Origin of the sequence: Chryseobacterium scophthalmum (assembly GCF_900143185.1) — a bacterium.
Taxonomy (GTDB): Bacteria; Bacteroidota; Bacteroidia; order Flavobacteriales; family Weeksellaceae; genus Chryseobacterium; species Chryseobacterium scophthalmum.
The window spans coordinates 249,862-269,928 of the sequence record NZ_FSRQ01000003.1; the positions used below are offsets into that span (position 1 = coordinate 249,862).

General features: G+C 33.7%; 15 protein-coding genes and 1 pseudogene. 11 read left to right on the forward strand and 5 right to left on the reverse strand.

Annotated elements, in window-relative coordinates; genetic code table 11:
- Positions 1–3: 3 nt before the first annotated feature.
- Positions 4–999 (forward strand): alpha/beta fold hydrolase, encoded by a 996-nt coding sequence (locus BUR17_RS16155; RefSeq protein WP_074231635.1) that lies wholly within the window; start codon positions 4–6, stop codon positions 997–999.
- Between the two features lie 335 nt (positions 1,000–1,334).
- On the opposite strand, the gene rplS is transcribed toward BUR17_RS16155, so the two are convergent.
- On the reverse strand, positions 1,335–1,691 hold the full coding sequence (gene rplS / locus BUR17_RS16160; protein WP_034709455.1) for a 50S ribosomal protein L19: 357 nt from the start codon (positions 1,689–1,691) through the stop codon (positions 1,335–1,337).
- A 265-nt stretch (positions 1,692–1,956) separates the two neighbouring features.
- On the opposite strand from rplS, the gene BUR17_RS16165 reads away from it, so the two are divergent.
- Both BUR17_RS16165 and BUR17_RS16170 read left to right on the forward strand, forming a co-directional pair.
- Positions 1,957–4,704, forward strand: a complete 2,748-nt coding sequence (locus BUR17_RS16165; RefSeq protein WP_074231724.1) for a fibronectin type III domain-containing protein — start codon at positions 1,957–1,959, stop codon at positions 4,702–4,704.
- Positions 4,705–4,879: 175 nt separating this feature from the next.
- On the forward strand, positions 4,880–5,581 hold the full coding sequence (locus BUR17_RS16170) for a CoA transferase subunit A (RefSeq protein WP_074231636.1): 702 nt from the start codon (positions 4,880–4,882) through the stop codon (positions 5,579–5,581).
- A 146-nt stretch (positions 5,582–5,727) separates the two neighbouring features.
- Here the strand turns inward: BUR17_RS16170 and BUR17_RS16175 are convergent, their stop codons facing one another.
- Both BUR17_RS16175 and BUR17_RS16180 read right to left on the reverse strand, forming a co-directional pair.
- A complete protein-coding gene (locus BUR17_RS16175) occupies positions 5,728–6,408 on the reverse strand; it encodes a DUF3575 domain-containing protein (protein WP_074231637.1) in 681 nt (226 codons plus the stop codon).
- 163 nt (positions 6,409–6,571) lie between these two features.
- Positions 6,572–8,377 (reverse strand): ABC transporter ATP-binding protein, encoded by a 1,806-nt coding sequence (locus BUR17_RS16180; RefSeq protein ID WP_074231638.1) that lies wholly within the window; start codon positions 8,375–8,377, stop codon positions 6,572–6,574.
- 122 nt (positions 8,378–8,499) lie between these two features.
- Between BUR17_RS16180 and BUR17_RS16185 the strand changes: the two genes are divergently transcribed.
- Complete coding sequence (locus tag BUR17_RS16185; RefSeq protein ID WP_074231639.1) at positions 8,500–9,153, forward strand: CoA transferase subunit B; 654 nt, start codon at positions 8,500–8,502, stop codon at positions 9,151–9,153.
- 267 nt (positions 9,154–9,420) lie between these two features.
- Here BUR17_RS16185 and BUR17_RS16190 read toward each other — a convergent pair whose 3' ends face one another.
- A complete protein-coding gene (locus BUR17_RS16190) occupies positions 9,421–10,230 on the reverse strand; it encodes a DUF4197 domain-containing protein (RefSeq protein ID WP_074231640.1) in 810 nt (269 codons plus the stop codon).
- A gap of 296 nt (positions 10,231–10,526) precedes the next feature.
- Between BUR17_RS16190 and BUR17_RS16195 the strand changes: the two genes are divergently transcribed.
- The 7 genes and pseudogenes from BUR17_RS16195 to BUR17_RS16225 all read left to right on the forward strand — a co-directional run bounded on the left by BUR17_RS16195 (position 10,527) and on the right by BUR17_RS16225 (position 18,893).
- A complete protein-coding gene (locus tag BUR17_RS16195; RefSeq protein WP_074231641.1) occupies positions 10,527–12,773 on the forward strand; it encodes a glycoside hydrolase family 20 protein in 2,247 nt (748 codons plus the stop codon).
- Between the two features lie 32 nt (positions 12,774–12,805).
- Entirely contained in the window at positions 12,806–13,798 is a 993-nt protein-coding gene (locus tag BUR17_RS16200; protein ID WP_074231642.1) for an isoaspartyl peptidase/L-asparaginase family protein, read from the forward strand.
- Between the two features lie 92 nt (positions 13,799–13,890).
- A complete protein-coding gene (locus tag BUR17_RS16205; RefSeq protein ID WP_074231643.1) occupies positions 13,891–14,433 on the forward strand; it encodes a hypothetical protein in 543 nt (180 codons plus the stop codon).
- An 18-nt stretch (positions 14,434–14,451) separates the two neighbouring features.
- Complete coding sequence (locus BUR17_RS16210; RefSeq protein ID WP_074231644.1) at positions 14,452–15,114, forward strand: copper homeostasis protein CutC; 663 nt, start codon at positions 14,452–14,454, stop codon at positions 15,112–15,114.
- 200 nt (positions 15,115–15,314) lie between these two features.
- Positions 15,315–15,692: pseudogene (locus tag BUR17_RS16215) on the forward strand (GxxExxY protein).
- Positions 15,693–18,179 carry a beta-mannosidase gene (locus BUR17_RS16220; RefSeq protein ID WP_074231645.1) on the forward strand — a complete coding sequence of 829 codons (2,487 nt, stop codon included), beginning with the start codon at positions 15,693–15,695 and terminating at the stop codon, positions 18,177–18,179.
- A gap of 222 nt (positions 18,180–18,401) precedes the next feature.
- A complete protein-coding gene (locus BUR17_RS16225) occupies positions 18,402–18,893 on the forward strand; it encodes a DinB family protein (RefSeq protein ID WP_074231646.1) in 492 nt (163 codons plus the stop codon).
- A gap of 189 nt (positions 18,894–19,082) precedes the next feature.
- On the opposite strand, the gene BUR17_RS16230 is transcribed toward BUR17_RS16225, so the two are convergent.
- Positions 19,083–20,033: a helix-turn-helix transcriptional regulator gene (locus BUR17_RS16230; RefSeq protein WP_074231647.1), complete on the reverse strand. Its 951-nt coding sequence runs from the start codon at positions 20,031–20,033 to the stop codon at positions 19,083–19,085.
- Between the last annotated feature and the right edge of the window lie 34 nt (positions 20,034–20,067).

Below are 20,067 nucleotides of genomic sequence, written 5' to 3' on the forward strand. Positions count from 1 at the left end.
TTCATGAAATATTTTAAAAATGCTGCAGTTTTCATGTTGTTTTCATTAGCGTCTGTTTCTATGTTTTCTCAAATAAAACCTTTAGATGCGATGCTTTCCAACTATCAATATCCTTTTGAAGTTCATTTTAAAGATTTAAATTCTCAAAAACAGAATCTAAAAATGGCATATATGGATGTAAAACCAAAAAAGTCAAACGGGAAAACCATTATGTTGCTTCATGGGAAGAATTTTAACGGAGCGTATTGGGAAAAAACGGCAAAAGATCTTTCAGATAAAGGCTTCAGAGTGATCATTCCAGATCAGATTGGTTTTGGTAAATCTTCGAAACCTCAAAGCTACCAGTTTTCTTTTGCTCAGTTAGCAAGCAATACAAAAGCTATTTTAGATGATTTAAAAATCGATAAAATTATTGTTCTAGGGCATTCGATGGGTGGAATGGTCGCAACAAGATTTACTTTAATGTATCCTGAAACTGTTGAAAAATTAATTCTCGAAAACCCGATCGGATTAGAAGATTATAAAGCTTTAGCGAAATACCAAACCATTGATGAAGCGTATCAGTCTGAATTGAAAAACACAGCAGAAACATATAAAAATTATCAGCTTAAATTCTATTATGACAACAAATGGAAAGCAGAATATCAACCTTGGCTGGATCTTATCGCAGGTTGGACGTTGCATAAAGACTATCCTCAAGTTGCCTGGAATGCAGCATTGACAAGTGATATTATTTTTAATCAACCTGTTGTTTATGAGTTTAAAAATATAAAAACTCCGACCTTACTAATTATAGGAACAAGAGACAGAACTGCCATTGGAAAAGATCGTGCACCAAAAGATATTCAGCCAACAATGGGACAGTATCAGGAATTGGGAAAGAAAACGCAACAACAAATCGCCGGATCAAAATTAGTTGAACTCGAAAATGTGGGACATCTTCCACATATCGAAGTTTACGATAAATTCTGGAACGCTTTGTATGATTTTATAAAGTAGGATGATGGGTAACGGAAGTGGGACGTTGGAAGTTTACAAGATTGAGAATAAACTTCAATACAATATGGTGAGAATTCAAGAGGTGATATGAATTCCCCTCCTTTGGAGGGGTGGCAAAAATTCAAAGAATTTTTGACGGGGTGGTTTAAAACGTTTCTTTTTCTTAGCCCCGATTGTAGTGAAAATCCTTTTTTGAAAAAAAAGATTGCAACGGAAAGCGGGAATTGCTTCTAAAAACAATCGACGTAGTCAAATAGCTCCTAAAAAATAGGCTTCAAAATAAAAAGAGACTGCTAAAAATTAGCAGTCTCTTTTCGTATGTGTTGTTGTCTGAATTATTTCTTCTTGTAAGCAGCGTCTTTAATTCTCGCTTTTTTACCTCTAAGATCTCTGAAGTAGTAGATTCTAGATCTTCTAACTCTACCTCTTCTGTCAACTTCGATTTTTTGAAGAGCAGGCATGTTGATCGGGAAAACTCTCTCTACACCTACATCACCACTCATTTTTCTGATTGTAAAAGTCTTTGTAGAACCTGTTCCTCTCAATTGGATAACAGTTCCTTTGAAGAACTGAGTTCTTGTTTTTTGACCTTCCTTAATCTCGTAATACACAGTAATTGTATCACCAGCTTTGAATTCAGGGAATTCTTTTTTTGTAATGTACTTGTCTTGTACGTACTTTAATAAATCCATTTTTGTAATAAAAATTTTTTGTCAAGCTAAACAACTTACACGGACTTCGTCAGAGGTTGAATAACAGGCTGCAAATATATGAAATGTTTTTTGAATTTGCCAAACAATTTTATCATAAGAAAATACATTTTTAAGGGTTCTTTTTTATGAAAAAGTTAATGGTTGCTTATTATTAGGGTCATTTTGAGTTTACAAGTGAAATTTATATTTGCGGGATTTTAAAATTACAGTATTTCAAAACAATCCAATTCTAAAAAAAACTATTATGAGGCATTATTTGTTTTTCTTTTTTTTCGTCGTCCAGCTTGCACATGCTCAAGCTTTGTTTCCTTACTTGCAAAATCCGGCTCACAATTCTATGATTGTCAACTGGAAGACAAGTTCAGACAATGAAACAACGGTTCTTTACGGGAATTCTCCCACGAACCTTAATGTAACGGTAACAGGAACTACCAATATTTTTTCTGATACAGGTTACAATAACAATTACTATTATCACACCGCAAAAATTACAAACTTACAACCCAACACAAAGTATTATTACAAAATAAAAACGGGAGCTAATGAATCTGCAGTTTATAACTTCAGAACACTTCCTCTTCCGGGACAGCCTGTAACGATTGATGGAAAAATAAGATTCTTGATCATGGGAGACAACCAGATCAAAGCAGAACCGCGATATGATTCTTTGAATTATAAAGCCTACAAAAAAATAAAAGAAAAGTTCGGGCTTACTTCAGATCCTTCAGATAATATCGCCTTGACTTTTATGGTAGGAGATCAGGTAGATGTGGGAACTTTAGATCATTATGAAAATGTTCACTTTAAAAAGAACAGAAAACTATCACCATACCTTCCGATTCTTACAACAGTAGGAAATCATGAGACATACGGTACTTTAGGAATGAATTCTTACTATGCCCATTTTAATATTGATGAAATTAAATACAAAAACATCAGCTCAGGTAACGAAAACTATTATGCTCAACAAGCTGGAAACGTACTTTTTGTAAGTTTAAGTTCTGAACATACAGGTTCTGCACAGCAAACTTGGCTTCAGCAGATCTTAACTGAAGCAAATAATGATCCTACAGTTGACTGGATCATTTCATTAAGCCACAGACCTTATCAGGCAGAGCAGTATGTTGTTGATATTTCTACCTGGGTAAGGAACAATGCAGTGCCCCTTTTAGCAGGATCTGATAAATATTTGATGCATGTAGGAGCTCACCATCACCTTTATCATAGAGGACAATTAAAAAATACACCAAATTACCAGATTATTTCTGGTGGAACGGCTTGGGATCAATATTGGGGAATGTCGACAGAGCAGGATTTTGATGATGTACAAAAAACATTAACCGATTGGACGTATCAAATCATTGAAGTTGATGTTGCGAATGGAAAAGTAGATATCGAAAGTTATTCTATTGGAGGGATCTATACACAAAAAGATAATGTGTTGATCGACTCATTCCACCGATATAAAAATAAGCCTAAACCACAGAAGCCAGTAATTACAAATACATTTTCGACTCCTGTAACTTTACCTTTAACATTAAACGGAAGTGCTTTTTCTTCTCCGGCAAACGAACTTTTAAATACGACTCAGTTTTTGGTAAGCAAAGCTGCTGATTTTTCGGTCATCGAAAAAGAATTTTACAGAGATTACGAGAACTGGTTCGGGAAAGAAGGTAACGGAAATCCTGATGTTACTAAAAACTTAAATGCAGGTGTTGATATCACAAAAGCAACTTTTGCAGCAAACTCTATCACCAACGGAGTGTATTATGTGAAAACCCGTTACAGAGACAGAAATATGGAGTGGAGTGATTGGAGTGATGTAAAACAGTTTGAGATCACAGGAAGTGTAGTTTCAAATCCTAACCTTAGTTTAAATAAGACAGAATATTTGCAGAATGAAGCGATCATAGCAACTTACAATGACGGGCCTGGAAATCAGCAGGATTGGGTAGGACTTTATAAAAAAGGTCAAAATCCTGCAACGACAATTTCTCAAGGTTTTGTTTATACCAACGGACAAACTTCAGGAGTAGCTACTTTTCCAAATGGTTTAGCAACTAAAGGGCAGTATTTTGCAGGCTTTTTTGCTAATAATGGATATACAGAAATTGCTCCCAGAAAAGAATTTTATGTAGGACCAAAAGTTGTACTTCAGACAACTGCTGATGCATATCCGGTTGGAGGAACGGTTGTTGTTAATTTCTCCAATGGACCAAATTTAACAAAGGACTGGATCGGAATTTACAAAATGGGACAAGTTCCGGGACCAACTCCGGCATCAAAATGGAGTTACGTAACAACTGCTTCCGGAACTCTTAATTTTACAGGTCTTCCAAAAGGATATTATTATGCTCAGTATTTTCTTGAAGACGGTTATACAACAGTAGGAGAAAAAGTTTTCTTCAAAGTAGGAGATATCGTTACAGATCTTTGGATTAATAAACCGGTGTATACATTGGGTGAAAATATTACTGCTTCATGGACAGATTCTCCGGGAATTATCAAAGACTGGTTGGGAATTTACCCTCAAAGTATTTCGGTTCCTGATGATCAATTCATTTCATATACTTATTTTGACGGTGTTGCTCAAGGTACAAAAACCATTACAGGAAATGTAAATGGAGTACCAACCACAGCAGGTAATTATTATATGGTGATGTTTACCAACGATTCTTACACAGAAGTTTCAAACAGAGTACAGTTTCAGGTTACCGCGGGAAGTTTAGGAACCGAAGAAACTAAAAATAAGACTGAGAAAAATGTAGTTATATATCCTAATCCTACAAAACCAGGTCAACCAACTTTTATTAAAAGTGATTATCCGATTGAAAAGATTGAATTACTGTCTGCGACAGGTCAGCTCTTATATAAATCTGAAAACGTACAAAATCAGCGTTTTTCTTTAGTAAATGAGAATCTTCCAAAAGGCGTTTACTTTGTAAAAGTTCATACCAGAAAATTATTTACTTTAAAATTGATTATAGAATAAAAATATTCACAACTTATTGATAGATAGCGGAACTTGTTTCCGCTATTTTATTTTTAATAATAAAGTAAGCTAAGTTTAAACATGAAAATTTTTTAACGCTTTTCAAAATTCATTTGGAATACGGTAGATATGATAAAAATGTTTAAATTTAAAACGGAAAAAAATCAAATATTTCATGATAGATAAAAGAGTAAAAAATGCCGCAGAAGCGATTGAAGGAATCCAGGATGGAATGACTTTGATGTTGGGAGGATTCGGACTTTGTGGAATTCCAGAAAATTCAATCAACGCTTTGGTAGAAAGTGATGTAAAAGATTTGACATGTATTTCAAACAACGCCGGAGTTGATGATTTCGGATTGGGATTATTGCTTCATAAAAGACAAATTAAAAAGATGATTTCATCTTATGTTGGTGAAAATGCAGAATTTGAAAGACAAATGTTATCAGGCGAATTGGATGTTGAATTAACGCCACAAGGAACTTTAGCAGAAAAATGCCGTGCTGCCCAAGCTGGAATTCCTGCATTTTATACTCCTGCAGGATTCGGAACGGAAGTCGCAGAAGGTAAAGAAATAAAAGATTTCAAAGGAAAGCCACATATTCTAGAACATGCTTACGAAGCAGATTATTCAATCGTAAAAGCTTGGAAAGGTGATCACGCAGGAAACTTGATATTTAAAGGTTCAGCAAGAAACTTCAACCATCCAATGGCAGGAGCTGGGAAAATTACCATTGCTGAAGTAGAAGAATTGGTAGAACCGGGAGAATTAGATCCAAACCAAATTCACATTCCAGGAATTATGATTCAAAGGATCTTCCAAGGTGAAAATTTTGAAAAAAGAATAGAACAAAGAACGGTTAGAAAAAAAGATTAATTTTTTAAACAGTTTCTAAAAAATAATACCCCGAAATCAACTTTCGGGGTATTATTTTGTAATTATTTGTAATCCAATTGTCATTCCGACGCAGGAGGAATCTTTGTTTTCAATTTTGTGAACTTCCATCACCCAACTTCCATCCTCTACAATCTATATCCAACTCTCAATCCAAAACAAAAATTAAAAACATTTCCTGAACTTTCCTCCAAATTTAATTTTTGGAAAAGTGGTTTTAAGCCAGTTCCAATTCGGGTATCTTTTATTTGGTCATATTCAATATCGCTGTTGTTAATTTTTCTATTCATCATTCCCAATCCTAAATAAGGTTCTAAAATGATTTTTTTTGATATTGAAATTTGATTTCCGAAAGTAATATTAAAACCTTTTGCTGTTCTTTTGGTTTCAAAATTATCTGTATAGAACTTTGTTTCATCACTTTTTGGCGAAAAATCTACGGAATTTGTACCTTCATTTTCTCTGTAAAACAATTGTAGTCCCACATAAAACTCATTTCGTTTAGACTCGATTCTTGAATTGAGCAATTTGAATAAATAAACTCTTCCTTCAAGATTAGTTTTAAAACCTTTAGACTTTAATAATAGAGTATCTGCTTTGCTAAAATCATATAATTGATATCCAAATTCTGCGTTCACACTGAAATATGGATTGATTTTTCTTTCGGCAGAAATTTGTAAAGTCGGATAAGAAACTACATCGACTAATTGCGTCGCGTTTAGTTTCAAAATCCAATTGCTTTCCTTTGATTCTTGTGCAAAGATCAAATTTGAGATTATCGGAATAAGAGCAAATAGAAGTTTTTTCATTCAAATTATTTTTAAGTTTTAAACAATTTAAAAATAATAAAAAACACACTATGTTGAAATAAAAAATTATAGAGATACTATTTTTTAAGCTAATTTAAATATTCTCAAGACATTAAACTTAAACTCATGGGACCGATGTGTTACAGGTTTTTTCGTAGAGTTTTTAAGCCAAAGGTAATTCTGTCGCCTTCCTTTCTCCGATCTGCTGTCTCCACATCGCATAATACAATCCTTTTTCTTCAATTAATCGTAAATGAGAACCCGTTTCGATGACTTGTCCGCGTTCCAGAACATAAATTCTGTCTGCATGCATGATCGTACTTAATCGATGCGCGATCAAAACAGTGATCTGTTCTTTTTCTTTAGAAATTTCTTTGATCGTGGTTGTAATTTCTTCTTCAGTAATACTGTCTAAAGCAGAAGTTGCTTCATCAAAAATAAGAAGATGAGGTTTTCTCAACAAAGCTCTTGCAATGGCAATTCTCTGTTTTTCACCACCGCTTAATTTCAATCCGCCTTCACCAATAACGGTTTCAATTCCTTTTTCGGCACGTTCTAAAAGAGCGGAACAGCTTGATTTTTTTAAAGCTAATTGTAAATCTTCTTCCGTTGCAGAAGGGTTTACAAACAAAAGATTTTCTCTTATTGTTCCTGCAAAAAGTTGAGTGTCTTGTGTTACAAAACCGATTTGATTTCTCAATTCATCAAAATCAAATTCTTTTCCGTCGACATTATTATAGAAAATACTTCCTTCCTGTGGTCTGTATAATCCGACGAGTAATTTTACCAAAGTACTTTTTCCTGATCCACTCGGTCCTACAAAAGCAATCGTTTCACCATTTTTCACATCAAATGAAATAGAATTAAGCGCTTTATAGTGAGCACTCTGATGTTGAAATGAAACTTTTTTGAATTCTAACTCTTCAATTGCTCCGATCTTTTTCGGGTTTAAAGGTTTAGGCTCTACTTCTTTTTTCATTACTCTGTCAAAATTTTGAAGAGACGCTTCTGCTTCACGATAAGAAATAATGATATTTCCAATTTCCTGCATCGGTCCGAAAATAAAGAATCCGTAAAACATCAGTGATAAATATTGTCCTGGAGTTACAATATTTTTAAAGATCAATAATAATAAAGTGAAAGTGATCACCTGCTGTAAAAAATTCACCAAAGTTCCTTGTACAAAACTTAGCGAACGGATGCTTTTTACTTTTCTCAACTCCAGATTCAGGATTTTGTACGTGTTGTTATTCAAACGTTCCACTTCCTGATTGGTCAATCCCAAACTTTTTACGATCTCAATATTTCTAAGACTTTCTGTAGTACTTCCGGCCAAAGCTGTCGTTTCGGTAACTATATTTTTTTGAATGGTTTTAATTCTTTTACTCAGTAAATTGGTTACAACAGCAATAAAAATAATTCCAACAACATAAACCGGCATGATCGACCAGTGTAAACGAATGGCATATACAGAAACGAAAATGATACTTACCAAAATTCCAAAGAATACATTAATGAAATTGTTAATGAACTTTACAGAATCTTCACGTACTTTAGTTAAGATAGAAAGGGTTTCGCCACTTCTCTGATCTTCAAATTCCTGAAAAGGCAATCTCATAGAATGTTGTAAACCATCAGTAAAAATCTTAGCACCAAATTTTTGAATAATGACGCTCACTACATAATCCTGAAAAGCTTTCGCAATTCGGCTGATCATTGCCGTACCGATCAACAGCCCCAAAAAATAAAATACACCATGATAAATATCGGTTCCGTAGAGATATTCATTCAGAGTTCTTGGGATCAGTTTTTCTTTATCAAAATAATTAGGCTGGTTAACCAACTTATCTAATATATTCCCGGTTATGGCAGGAGCAAATAGTGAAAAGACCTGATTGATAGAGGCTAATAATAGCGATGCTATAATCAGCCATTTATATGGTTTTAAATAATTTAATAGAATTTTCATTTGTAAAATTAAAAGCCCACAAATTTACGACAATTTGCGAAGTAAAATTTATCATAGGATAAGAAAGAAAGTATTTTCGTAATTCTGAAAAAATGGCTAATTTGGCAGGATAAGATTATGCTATGCTAACTAAAGAACAAATTGCACAAAGAATTTCAAAAGAAGTAAAAGACGGATATTATGTAAACTTAGGAATCGGAATTCCAACATTGGTTGCCAATTACGTTCCTGATGATCTTTCAGTAGAGTTTCAAAGCGAAAACGGAGTTTTAGGAATGGGTCCATTTCCTTTTGAAGGAGAAGAAGATGCAGACATTATCAACGCCGGAAAACAGACCATTACCATTCTTGATGGCGGTTCATTTTTCGATTCTGCATTCAGTTTTGGGATGATCAGAAGCCAAAAAGTAGATCTTACGATCCTTGGAGCAATGGAAGTTTCAGAAAACGGAGACATTGCCAACTGGAAAATTCCGGGAAAAATGGTGAAAGGAATGGGAGGCGCAATGGATCTGGTAGCTTCTGCTGAAAATATCATTGTTGCGATGATGCACGTTAACAAAGCAGGAGAAAGCAAAATTCTAAAGAAATGTTCACTTCCTTTAACCGGAATTAACTGTGTGAAAAAAGTGGTTACAGAATTAGCGGTTTTAGATGTAACTCCGGCTGGTTTCAAATTAGTTGAAAGAGCTCCCGGAGTTTCAGTAGAACACATCATAAAATCAACAGAAGCAGATTTGATCATTGAAGGCGAAATTCCTGAAATGCAATTCTAAATATAACAAAAACCTTGTCACACAGACAAGGTTTTATTTTTTTAATGACCTAGAAAATCGTAGCGTTAAGAAAATAAATTCTGTGAACGTTAAAAAAATCCCACTGTTTGAGTGCAGCAAGAATTATGTTAATAAACTAAGCGTTTAATACGCACGAGTTTTGGGGATTTTAGGATTCAATTTTAATTTTTAGCCGTAGTTTCCAGTCTTGAACTTTTGGTTCTTTTGTTTGACTAACGTCGAATCTTCGATTTCAAGACAAAAGAACTATTTTCCATCCTGCGCCCCAAAAACCTTCTGTAAAATACTCGTCGTTCTCATTACAGAATTATTTCTGATGCCGCTTTCTTTTTCGGCAACCATTTTAAAAACGCCGTTAATGGTTTCATTGGTTACATATTCATTTAAATCTGTCGAAACAGCTTGTCCGGTCAATGTATTGTATTTTGAGATCAAATTAGTCCATACTTTATCGGCACCTACTTTTCCTAAAGAAGCTTTTACTTTTGGTTGAAAAGCAGTAAAAAGTTGAGATTGAGTTTTTCCTTGCAGATAATTGGTTGCTGCATTATCGCCTCCCAACAAAATATTTTTAGCATCGGTGATCGTCATTGAGGTGATCGCTTTTGTAAAGATCGGAGCAGATTCTGTTACCGCATCTTCAGCGGCTCTGTTGAGTAATTTTACTCCCTGATCCGCTAAACTTCCTAATCCGAATGCGCGAAGTTTGGTGTCGATCACTCTTAATTTTTCAGGCATTAAGATCTTTACTGCTTCATTTTTCAGGAAACCATCGGTTACACCTAGTTTTTTTACGCCTTCTGTTACACCCAAATTTAAAGCTTCTTTCAAACCTGATGAAATTTGTGTTGAAGTCAGGTTTCCTAAATTGATGGGCGAAGTATTTTTTGTTGGTGTTTGCTGAGTGTTTACGGGAGGAGTTATTGTGGTCGTTTTTGGATTATTTAAATCGATACCGGTTTGACTTTTAACGGTAGATTTGATCGCATCTAAAATCTGTGCCTGTGCAGAAGCTGAAAATAATAATCCAGCTGCTAAAAAAAAAGTTTTTCTCATCGTTTATTTTTATACAAAATTAGATGTTTTGAAGCTGAAATAGTTAAATGATAGTTGTTAATTTTAATAGAAGACGAGATTTTTAACTAAAACATTCTTTGGGAAATAATTTTGTGGGAATTTATTTAAAGAATTATCCGTTTCGTTTACAAAGCTCCGGAGGAGCTTAACCTTTGTAGCAGAATGCAAACGTACAAATTTGAGCTCCAGAGGAGCGACACATTATATTTATCAATAACCACCAGAAAAATCCTTAGAAAATAATTATATTCGCTAAACTCAAATCAAAATCAGAAATGAAACGTTTTTTACTTCTATTTTCTATCATATTTTCGGGATTCTTCTTTTCCCAAACTCAATTGAATTTAATTCCTTACCCTCAAAAAGTTGAATTTCAAAAAGGAGAATTTAATATTAATAACCAAACTGTTGTAAAAGGAGTAGACAAATCTTTTGAAAACCAATTTTTTTTTAAATCTCTAAACAAGATTAAAGGTTTTGATTTATCAAAAAACAATCGAGGTGATGGTGATAACGTTATCTTTTTAAACCTAAAAAAAGAATTAAAGGACGATTACGAAATTCAAATAACATCAGATTTTATCTCTGTCACTGGAAAAGATAAGTCGGGATTATTTCATGGGATTCAAACCCTTCTTCAACTCATTCAAACTTCTGAAAATGGCAAAATACCTGCTTTAAAAATTGAAGATTCTCCAAAATTCGCTTGGCGCGGAATGCACCTAGATGTTTGCCGTCATTTCTTCACCGTTGAAGAGGTAAAACAGTACATTGATTATTTAGCGATGTACAAATTGAACACTTTTCATTGGCATTTAACGGATGACCAGGGTTGGAGAATTGAAATTAAAAAATATCCAAAGCTCACTCAAATTGGTTCAAAACGTAAAGAATCGATGATTGGAGCATATGTCGACGATACTTTCGACGGAAAACCTTACGGTCCATATTTTTATACACAAGATCAAATTAAAGAAGTTGTAAAATATGCAACAGAAAGACACATCACAGTAGTTCCCGAAATAGAAATGCCGGGTCACGCTTTGGCTGCACTTTCGGCTTATCCAGAGTTGGCTTGTACAAAAGGTCCTTTTGAATCGGCTACAAAATGGGGTGTTTTTGATGATGTTTTCTGCCCGAAAGACGAAACTTTTACGTTTTTAGAAAATGTTTTAGATGAAGTTATCCAACTGTTTCCATCGCAATATATTCACATCGGTGGTGACGAATGTCCTAAAACGAGATGGAAAGAATGTGCACATTGTCAGGAATTAATTAAGAAAAATAATTTGAAAGATGAACATGGTTTACAAAGTTATTTCATCCAGAGAATTGAAAAATATGTTAATTCTAAAGGACGAAAAATCATTGGTTGGGACGAAATTTTGGAAGGCGGATTGGCTCCAAATGCTGCTGTAATGAGTTGGACAGGTATTAAAGGCGGAGTTGAAGCTGCAAAAAGCAATCATTTTGCGGTGATGACACCGGGTTCTTATTGCTATTTTGATCATTATCAGGGTGATCCGCAAACCGAGCCAAATGCTTTTGGAGGATTTACACCTTTGGAAAAAGTGTATTCTTACAACCCGATTCCTTCTGAATTAAATGCAGAGCAGTCGAAATATATTTTGGGAGTTCAGGCTAATTTGTGGACGGAATATATTCTTGATTTTAAACAGGTTCAGTATATGATTTTCCCAAGATTGTTTGCGCTTTCTGAAGTCGGTTGGGGAAGTTCAGATCCAAAAAATTATAAAGAATTTGAAAACAGAGTAGTGGAGCATTTTAAAATTTTAGATAAAATGAACATCAACTATGCGAAAAGTATTTATAATATTGGCGGAAAAGTAATTCCTAGTAAAAATGGAGCTTCTTACGAGCTCTCAACTTCACAAAATACAAACGGAATTAGATATACTATAGATGGAAGCAATCCAAAATCAAGTTCTCCAACCTATCAAAATCCAATTCCTGTATCTAAAAAAATGACGGTAAAATCTGCTTACTTTGAAAATGGAGTGTTGAAAAGCGCTATTTCATCTCAAGATTTTACGCCTTCTAAAACAACCGGAAAAACAATTGTTTTAGAACACCAACCAAGCGAAAATTATTCTTTTGGCGGAGCTTTTACATTAGTTGACGGAATTGTTGGAAATGTAAAACAATTGGGAAAAACATGGCTTGGTTTTCAGGGAAAAGATGTTGTAGCAACGATTGATTTTGGTCAAAAAACGGATTTCACAGAGGTTTATTTCAATACTTTAGACAATAAGGGAAGCTGGATTCACTTAGCAAAATCGGCTATAATTTCTATTTCTGATGATGGAAAAAACTTTAAAACCATTAAAGAAATTGGTAAGGATGAAATTCTTAAAGCCAAAGGGAAAATAAATCTAAAAGTAGGAAATCAGAATTCAAAATTCATTAAAATTAAAATCGAAAATGCAGGAATAATTCCTGCCGGAAATCCTGGAGCAGATTCAAAAGCATGGCTTTTTGTTGACGAAATCGGCGTAAACTAAATCCTAATTCCTAAAATCTAATACCTAGTAAAATGAATTCAAGAAGAAAATTTTTAAAAAATACAGGAATTTTATCATCCGCATTATTATTAAATCCATTGGATTTGATTGCTAAAGATTTACCAGAAAACAACAAAATAATTAATAAACCGATTGTACTTTCCACTTGGAATTTTGGTTTAAAAGCCAACGAAGAAGCATGGATGATCCTTGGAAAAGGCGGAAGAGCTTTGGATGCAGTTGAAAAAGGGGTTCGTTTGGTAGAAAATGATCCCAATGAAAGAAGTGTAGGTTACGGCGGTCGTCCCGACAGAGACGGAAGAGTAACGCTCGATGCGTGTATTATGGATGAAAATTACAACATCGGCTCGGTTGCTTGTCTTGAAAATATCAAAAATCCAATTTCTGTGGCAAGAGCAGTGATGGAAAAAACTCCTCATGTTATGTTGGTGGGCGATGGAGCATTGCAGTTTGCTGTTTCTCAAGGTTTTAAAAAAGAAAATATTCTCACCGCAGAATCTGAAAAAGAATGGAAAGAATGGTTGAAAGACAGCAAGTATCAACCTATTGTCAACATTGAAAATCACGACACGATTGGAATGATCGCCCTCGATGCTCAAGGAAATCTTTCGGGAGCGTGTACAACGAGCGGAATGGCTTTTAAAATGCACGGCAGAGTAGGAGATTCCCCAATTATTGGTGCGGGTTTATTTGTTGATAATGAAGTTGGAGCAGCAACAGCGACGGGTCACGGTGAAGAAGTGATAAGAACGGTAGGAACTCATCTCGTAGTTGAATTGATGAGGCAGGGAAGAAATCCTCAACAAGCTTGCAAAGAAGCGGTTGAAAGAATTGTAACCATCACAAAAAAAAGAAATAAAAACCTGAAAGATATTCAGGTTGGCTTTATTGCGATCAATAAAAAAGGTGAATATGGTTCTTACTGTATTCAGGATGGGTTTAATTTTGCGGTGTACGACCAAAAAGGAAACCGTCTGGAAAAGCCCCAGTTTGCTTTAAAATAAAAAGTGCTTGTCAATCACTAGGAACGGGCTTTAGCCCGTTTTAAATAAAATAGATCATCCATTTGGCTTTAGCCAAAACCTAAACAAAGAATATGAAAAACATATTTATTATTAGTTTACTTTTAATAATAAGTTGCAGTGAGACTAAAAAGAAAGAAATTAAAATTAATAATCTCCCTAAAGAATCTGTAGTAGAAAACAATACCAAAGAAGCCGCCGAAGCAAAAACCTGGTTGATAAAAAGTATCGAAAGCTATTTTAATGCAGATATTTCAAATCAGGAAAATATTATGCGGAATATAACGACCAAAGATTATTATGATTTCAAAACAGATGCAACGAATGTTGATTTGGATGTCGATGGAAGTCTCACATTGAAAGAATTTCAGCAAAAATGGAAGAATAAGTTCAATACCGAAAATGTTGCTTTAAATACAGGTTTTCTTATTTCAGCACAAGATTGGACGAATATTGAAGTGAAAAAATGCGACTTAAATGCAAGTCTTGAAAATGATTACAGCTTTTATGTAGAGTTGCAAGATACAGGATCTAAAGAGGTTTTTAAACGCATTATTAAGGTAACTAAAATCAAGAACAAATTCTTTATTGGAAATGTTTTAGAAAAAGTTAATTAAAAAATTAGAATAAAATATATGTTCTTAGAAATCGCCACATTCGATATCACTTCTGCAGAAATTGCTTTAAATTCTGTTGCCGACAGAATTGAATTTTGTGCAGACATCAATTCAGGAGGAATTACTCCCGATCTGGAAGAATTGAGATATTTAAAAGATAAATATTCTAAACCTATTCATGTAATGATTCGTCCTGTAGGAGGAGGTTTTTTATATACCGATTCAGAATTCAGGCAAATGCAGAAAAGTATTATTGAATTTTCTAAAGCCAAAGCAGACGGTTTTGTTTTCGGGATCTTAGATGAAAATCAGGAAATAGACATCGACAAAAATAAAACACTGATTGATTTGACCAACGGGAAACCTTGTGTTTTTCACCGAGCGATCGACCGGACCAAAAATATTTTTGAATCGACTGAAAAGCTTATTGGATTAGGTTTTAAAGAAATCCTCACTTCTGGAGGAGAAAATTCTGCAATGGAAGGAAAAGAAAATTTAAAAAAACTGGTTGAAGATTATTCTGATGACATCAAAATCTTAATTGGTGGCGGTGTTCGTTCCAATAATATTTCAGAATTGAAAAATTTAACTAAGGGTCAATATTTTCATTCTTCAGCAGTGTTATCTTACGAATCATTTGCCAATGCGGAAGAGATTAAAAAACTGAAGTTTAATATCTAATAATTAGAGTATAAAAAAACATTAACGCAAAGATTTTTTAGAATCGTATTATCTAAGCGAGCAAAGGTTGCGACAAAGTCGCTGATTAAGCTTGGAGACACGTATGCTTAATCAAATCAATTTATTGATTACTCTTTGTTCACTTATAGTGTATGCATTTATTGTATTAAACTTTGCGTTAAAAAAATAAAACACAACAAATGACAGAAAACGAATTATCATATAAAATTATAGGTGCAGCTTTAGAGGTTCATAGAAATCTTGGGGCAGGATTAATGGAAAGTACTTATAAACAAGCTTTAGTTTATGAGTTGGAGAAAATAGGATTAGAAATTAAACAATAAATTTATCTCTCGGTTGCTTATAAAGAAATGAACATTGAAAATGCATATAAGGTTGATTTGATTATTAATGATAAGGTAATTGTTGAGATTAAATCTGTACTAGAATTACATCCTGTTTTTTATTCACAAATTGCAACTTATTTAAAACTGACTAATATAAAACTAGGTCTTCTCATTAATTTTAATACTCCGCTTATCAAAGACGGAATCCATAGAATTGTAAATAAACTGTAGATGAACAAAACATTACTTCTTGCTTTACTTCTCATTCAAATATTAGTCAATGCACAATTTTCAGAACGAAATTTATCTTCTGAAAAATGGCAATTCAAAAACGCCAAAGAAAATAAATGGCTCACGGCCTCCGTTCCCGGGACTGTTCATTTGGATTTGATGAATAACAAACTTATTCCCGACCCTTACAAAGATGAGAACGAGAAAAAAGTACAGTGGGTTGAAAATGAAGATTGGGATTATCAGACGGGTTTTAAAATTTCCGCTAAAGAATTAGAAAATCAAAATGCAGATTTGGTTTTCAATGGATTAGATACGTTTTCTGAAATTTATTTAAATGGAAAACTACTGAAGAAAACCGATAATATGTTCAGAACCTGGAAAATTCCGGTGAAAAATGATTTGAAAATTGGAAATAATATTTTACAGATTAAATTTAAATCTTCAGTAAACGTTGGAAAAGATTTAGCGAAAAAAGTTCCGTTTACAATGCCGGAATCGCCTCGAAGTTTTGTGAGAAAAGCGCAATATCAGTTTGGTTGGGATTGGGGACCAAGATTAGTCACTGCAGGAATTTGGAAGGATGTAAAATTGAATTTCTGGAATCAGGCAAAAATTGAAAATATAAGAATAGAACAGAAAGCTTTAACAAAACAAAGAGCTGATTTAAATATTTATGCAGAAATTTATGCAGAAAAAGAAGGGAAATATGTTTTTGTAACTGATAAAGAAAATCATGATATTGCCTTAAGGAAGGGCTTGAACAAAATTTCAGTTCCGTTTAAAATTGAAAATCCACATCTATGGCAACCGAACGGATGGGGAAAAGCGATAATTTATGCGCTTAAATTTTCATTAAAGAAAAATTCGGAGACGATTGATAGTAAAGAAGAAAGAATTGGACTAAGAACAGTAGAATTAATTCAGGAAAAGGACGAAAAAGGAAAATCGTTTTACTTTAAAGTCAATGGAAACCCGATGTATGCAAAGGGAACGAATTGGATTCCATCTGATAGCTTCACACCGAGAATTACCAAAGAAAAATATAAAAAACTTATTAAAGATTGTAAAGATGCGAATATGAATATGATTCGTGTGTGGGGCGGCGGAATTTATGAAGATGACGAATTTTACAAAGCCTGCGACGAAAACGGTATTTTGGTTTGGCAGGATTTTATGTTTGCCGGAAGTTTTTATCCGTCAGATGAAGATTTTTTGAATAACGTAAAAGAGGAAGTTAAAGATCAGGTCGACCGACTTCAAAATCATCCGTCAATTGCTTTATGGTGCGGAAATAATGAAATTGATGAAGCCATTGTCAATTGGGGATATCAGAAGCAATTTAAATATTCAAAAGAAGATTCTTTGCAAGTCTGGAAAGATTATAAAAAGGTTTTTCATGAAGTAATTCCGAATGCGATCAATGAGTTTGCAACAAAAGACAAATCAATTTATTGGGAAAGTTCACCTTCCATTGGTTGGGGGCACAAAGAAAGCTTAACCGAAGGCGATTCTCATTATTGGGGCGTTTGGTGGGGTGAGTTTCCGTTTGAAATTTACAACGAAAAAGTTCCGAGATTTGCTTCTGAATATGGTTTTCAGGGAATGCCGAGTTTAGAAACCGTTAAATCTATGTTTTCAGGAAAATCGGATTTAAGTTTAGAAAATCCAACGATCAAAGCGCACGAAAAAAATGCAAGAGGATTTGAAATTATTCAGAAATACATGGAACGTGATTATGCAGTTCCGAAAGATTTTGTGAAATACAATTACGTTTCTCAATTGCTTCAGGCTCGTGGAATGCAGATCGCGATTGAAGCACATCGCCGTGCAAAACCTTACAATATGGGAACTTTGTATTGGCAATTAAATGATTGTTGGCCGGTGATTTCCTGGTCATCGATTGATTATTTAGGAAACTGGAAAGCTTTGCATTATCAGATTAAAAGAAGCTTTGAAAACCAAGTGATTTTAACGGAAGAAAAAGAGGGATTTTTGGATTTTTATGGAATTAATGATGAATTAAAAAAGTTCGAAGATGTAAAAGTAGAAATTCAGGTTGTTGATTTTAATGGAAAAATTTTAAATGATTTAACGACTGTTCAGGATGGCAAAATACTCGATGGAATTGTAAAGTTTAATCATATAGAAATTAAAAACGTAATTAAATATTCCAATAAAAATGAAGTCTTTTTAAAATTAACCTTAAAAGATAAAGACAAAAAAATTATAGCCGAAAGCAATCATTTCTTCGCAAAACCAAAAGATTTAAAGCTTACAAAACCTAATATCAAAATCAAAAAAATCTCTAAAACAGAGATCGAAATTTCAACTGATGTTTTGGCGAAAGATGTTTATTTAATGGGCGACACTCATTTCAGCGACAATTTTTTCGATTTACTTCCAAAAACTTCAAGAAAAATTACGCTTTCAAAACCATTGAAAAATGTTGAGGTAATGACTTTGTGGGATACGATGAATAAGTAAATAAAAAGACCGATTTTAAAAACCGGCCTAATTCAAATTTATCTACCTCTACATATTTACAGTTAAAACATTTGTGTATCGGATATCAATCTAACGTGAAAAATATGTATTTATTTTGAAAGTTTAAAACTTTTTTTCAAACATCGAAAATCCTGCTGACAAACTGTTGTCATAAACTGTGATTACCTTTGTCTTAAGATTAACAACTTAAAACAAAAAATTATGACAACTACAGCAATCGCAAACCAACAGTTTATTTCTTCAGCACAAATTTTAGAACATTGGCAAGGTCACAGAAACCTGACAAGAAGAGTGATTGAAGCATTTCCTGAAAAAGAATTATTTGAATTTTCAATTGGCGGAATGAGACCTTTTGCAAAATTAGCGGTAGAATTGATCAGCATTGCAGGTCCGGCTTTAAAAGGAATTGTAGAGCAGCAGGAAGAAAAATTTTCCGAAGAAGCATTTAAACCAAAAACGAAAGAAGAAATTCTTGCAAAATGGGATTCTGAAACGGAAGTGATTAACCAATATTTTAACCAGATTTCTGAAGAAAGATTCCAGGAAACGTTCAATTTATTTGGTGAATATGAATTTCCAGTGTATCAAAATATTCTATATTTTATTGATAACGAAGTACATCACCGTGGTCAAGGATATACTTATTTAAGAGCTTTAGGTATTGAGCCACCTTTCTTCTGGGAAAGATTCTAGCATCCTTGATACTCTTTTTTTTATATCTCTCGTAAATTTTGCAAATTAACCAGTATCATCTGTGAAAATCTGCGAGATCTGCGGGAGATTTTTCATATTACTATTTGTGTATTCGTGGCAAAAAAAAAACACTTTTAGTCCACAAAAATTATGAATTTACTGCTTAAGGCAATTTGTTGCTTAACAAAATTATAAATTCTTAGAGATTTTCTCAATCAATTCTTTCATTGTCATTTTTAAAGATTCAGGCTCAATAATTTCAGCGTAATCAAAAAAAGTAATTAGCCAACGCGGAAATCCTTCATTGATCCACTCTGTTTCAAACGTCATTTCAACTCCTTTTTCGGTTTCTTTCTCTTCGATTAATCCGTAATAAATTTTTGAATTATTCAGATGCCCTGTAATTTTTTTGTCAACTAAAAGCTTGACGATTGTTTTATTTCCATTCGGAGTTTTTCTGTAATCATTAATTTGACCGTATTCCTGCAAATAAGGATTTTGAGTTTTTACAATGCTTAAAATACGGTCTATTCTAAACTGCCTGTAATCATTTCTCAACGTGCAGTAAGCAATGATATACCAATAATGAAACTCGAAGAAGACACCTACAACTTCTATTGTTCTTGTAGAAATTTTATCATCAACGGTTTTATATCCTATCAAGATCTGATGTTTTTCGGCAATACTTTCCAAGATTGTGGGAATGATATTTTTTATCGTATCCTCCGTTTTTGGATTGTAATTATAAATATCAATCTGATTTTCAATGTTCTGAATTAAATTTTTATCTGAATGTTTCAAAACAGAACGTAATTTTTCCATCGCTGTTTGATAATGATTTCCCAAACTTTCGTGCGAAAACTTCTGCATTAATTTTTCAGCGGTGATGAAACTCAAAACCTCTTGTTTGGTAAACATAACTGGCGGAAGCTTGTAACCATCCATCAGAGAATAACCGTTTCCAGCTTCACCAATAATAGGAATTCCAGCGTTTTCCAAAGTTTTTACGTCACGATAAATCGTTCTTATGCTGACATCAAATTTTTTTGCCAAATCCTGCGCTCTTACAATCGGTTTTGATTGCAATTGTGTAAGAATAGCCGTTACTCGGTCGATTTTTTTGAGGTAATGGTCGTTCATTTTAGAAATCTGTACAGATGATGCAAATTTACCG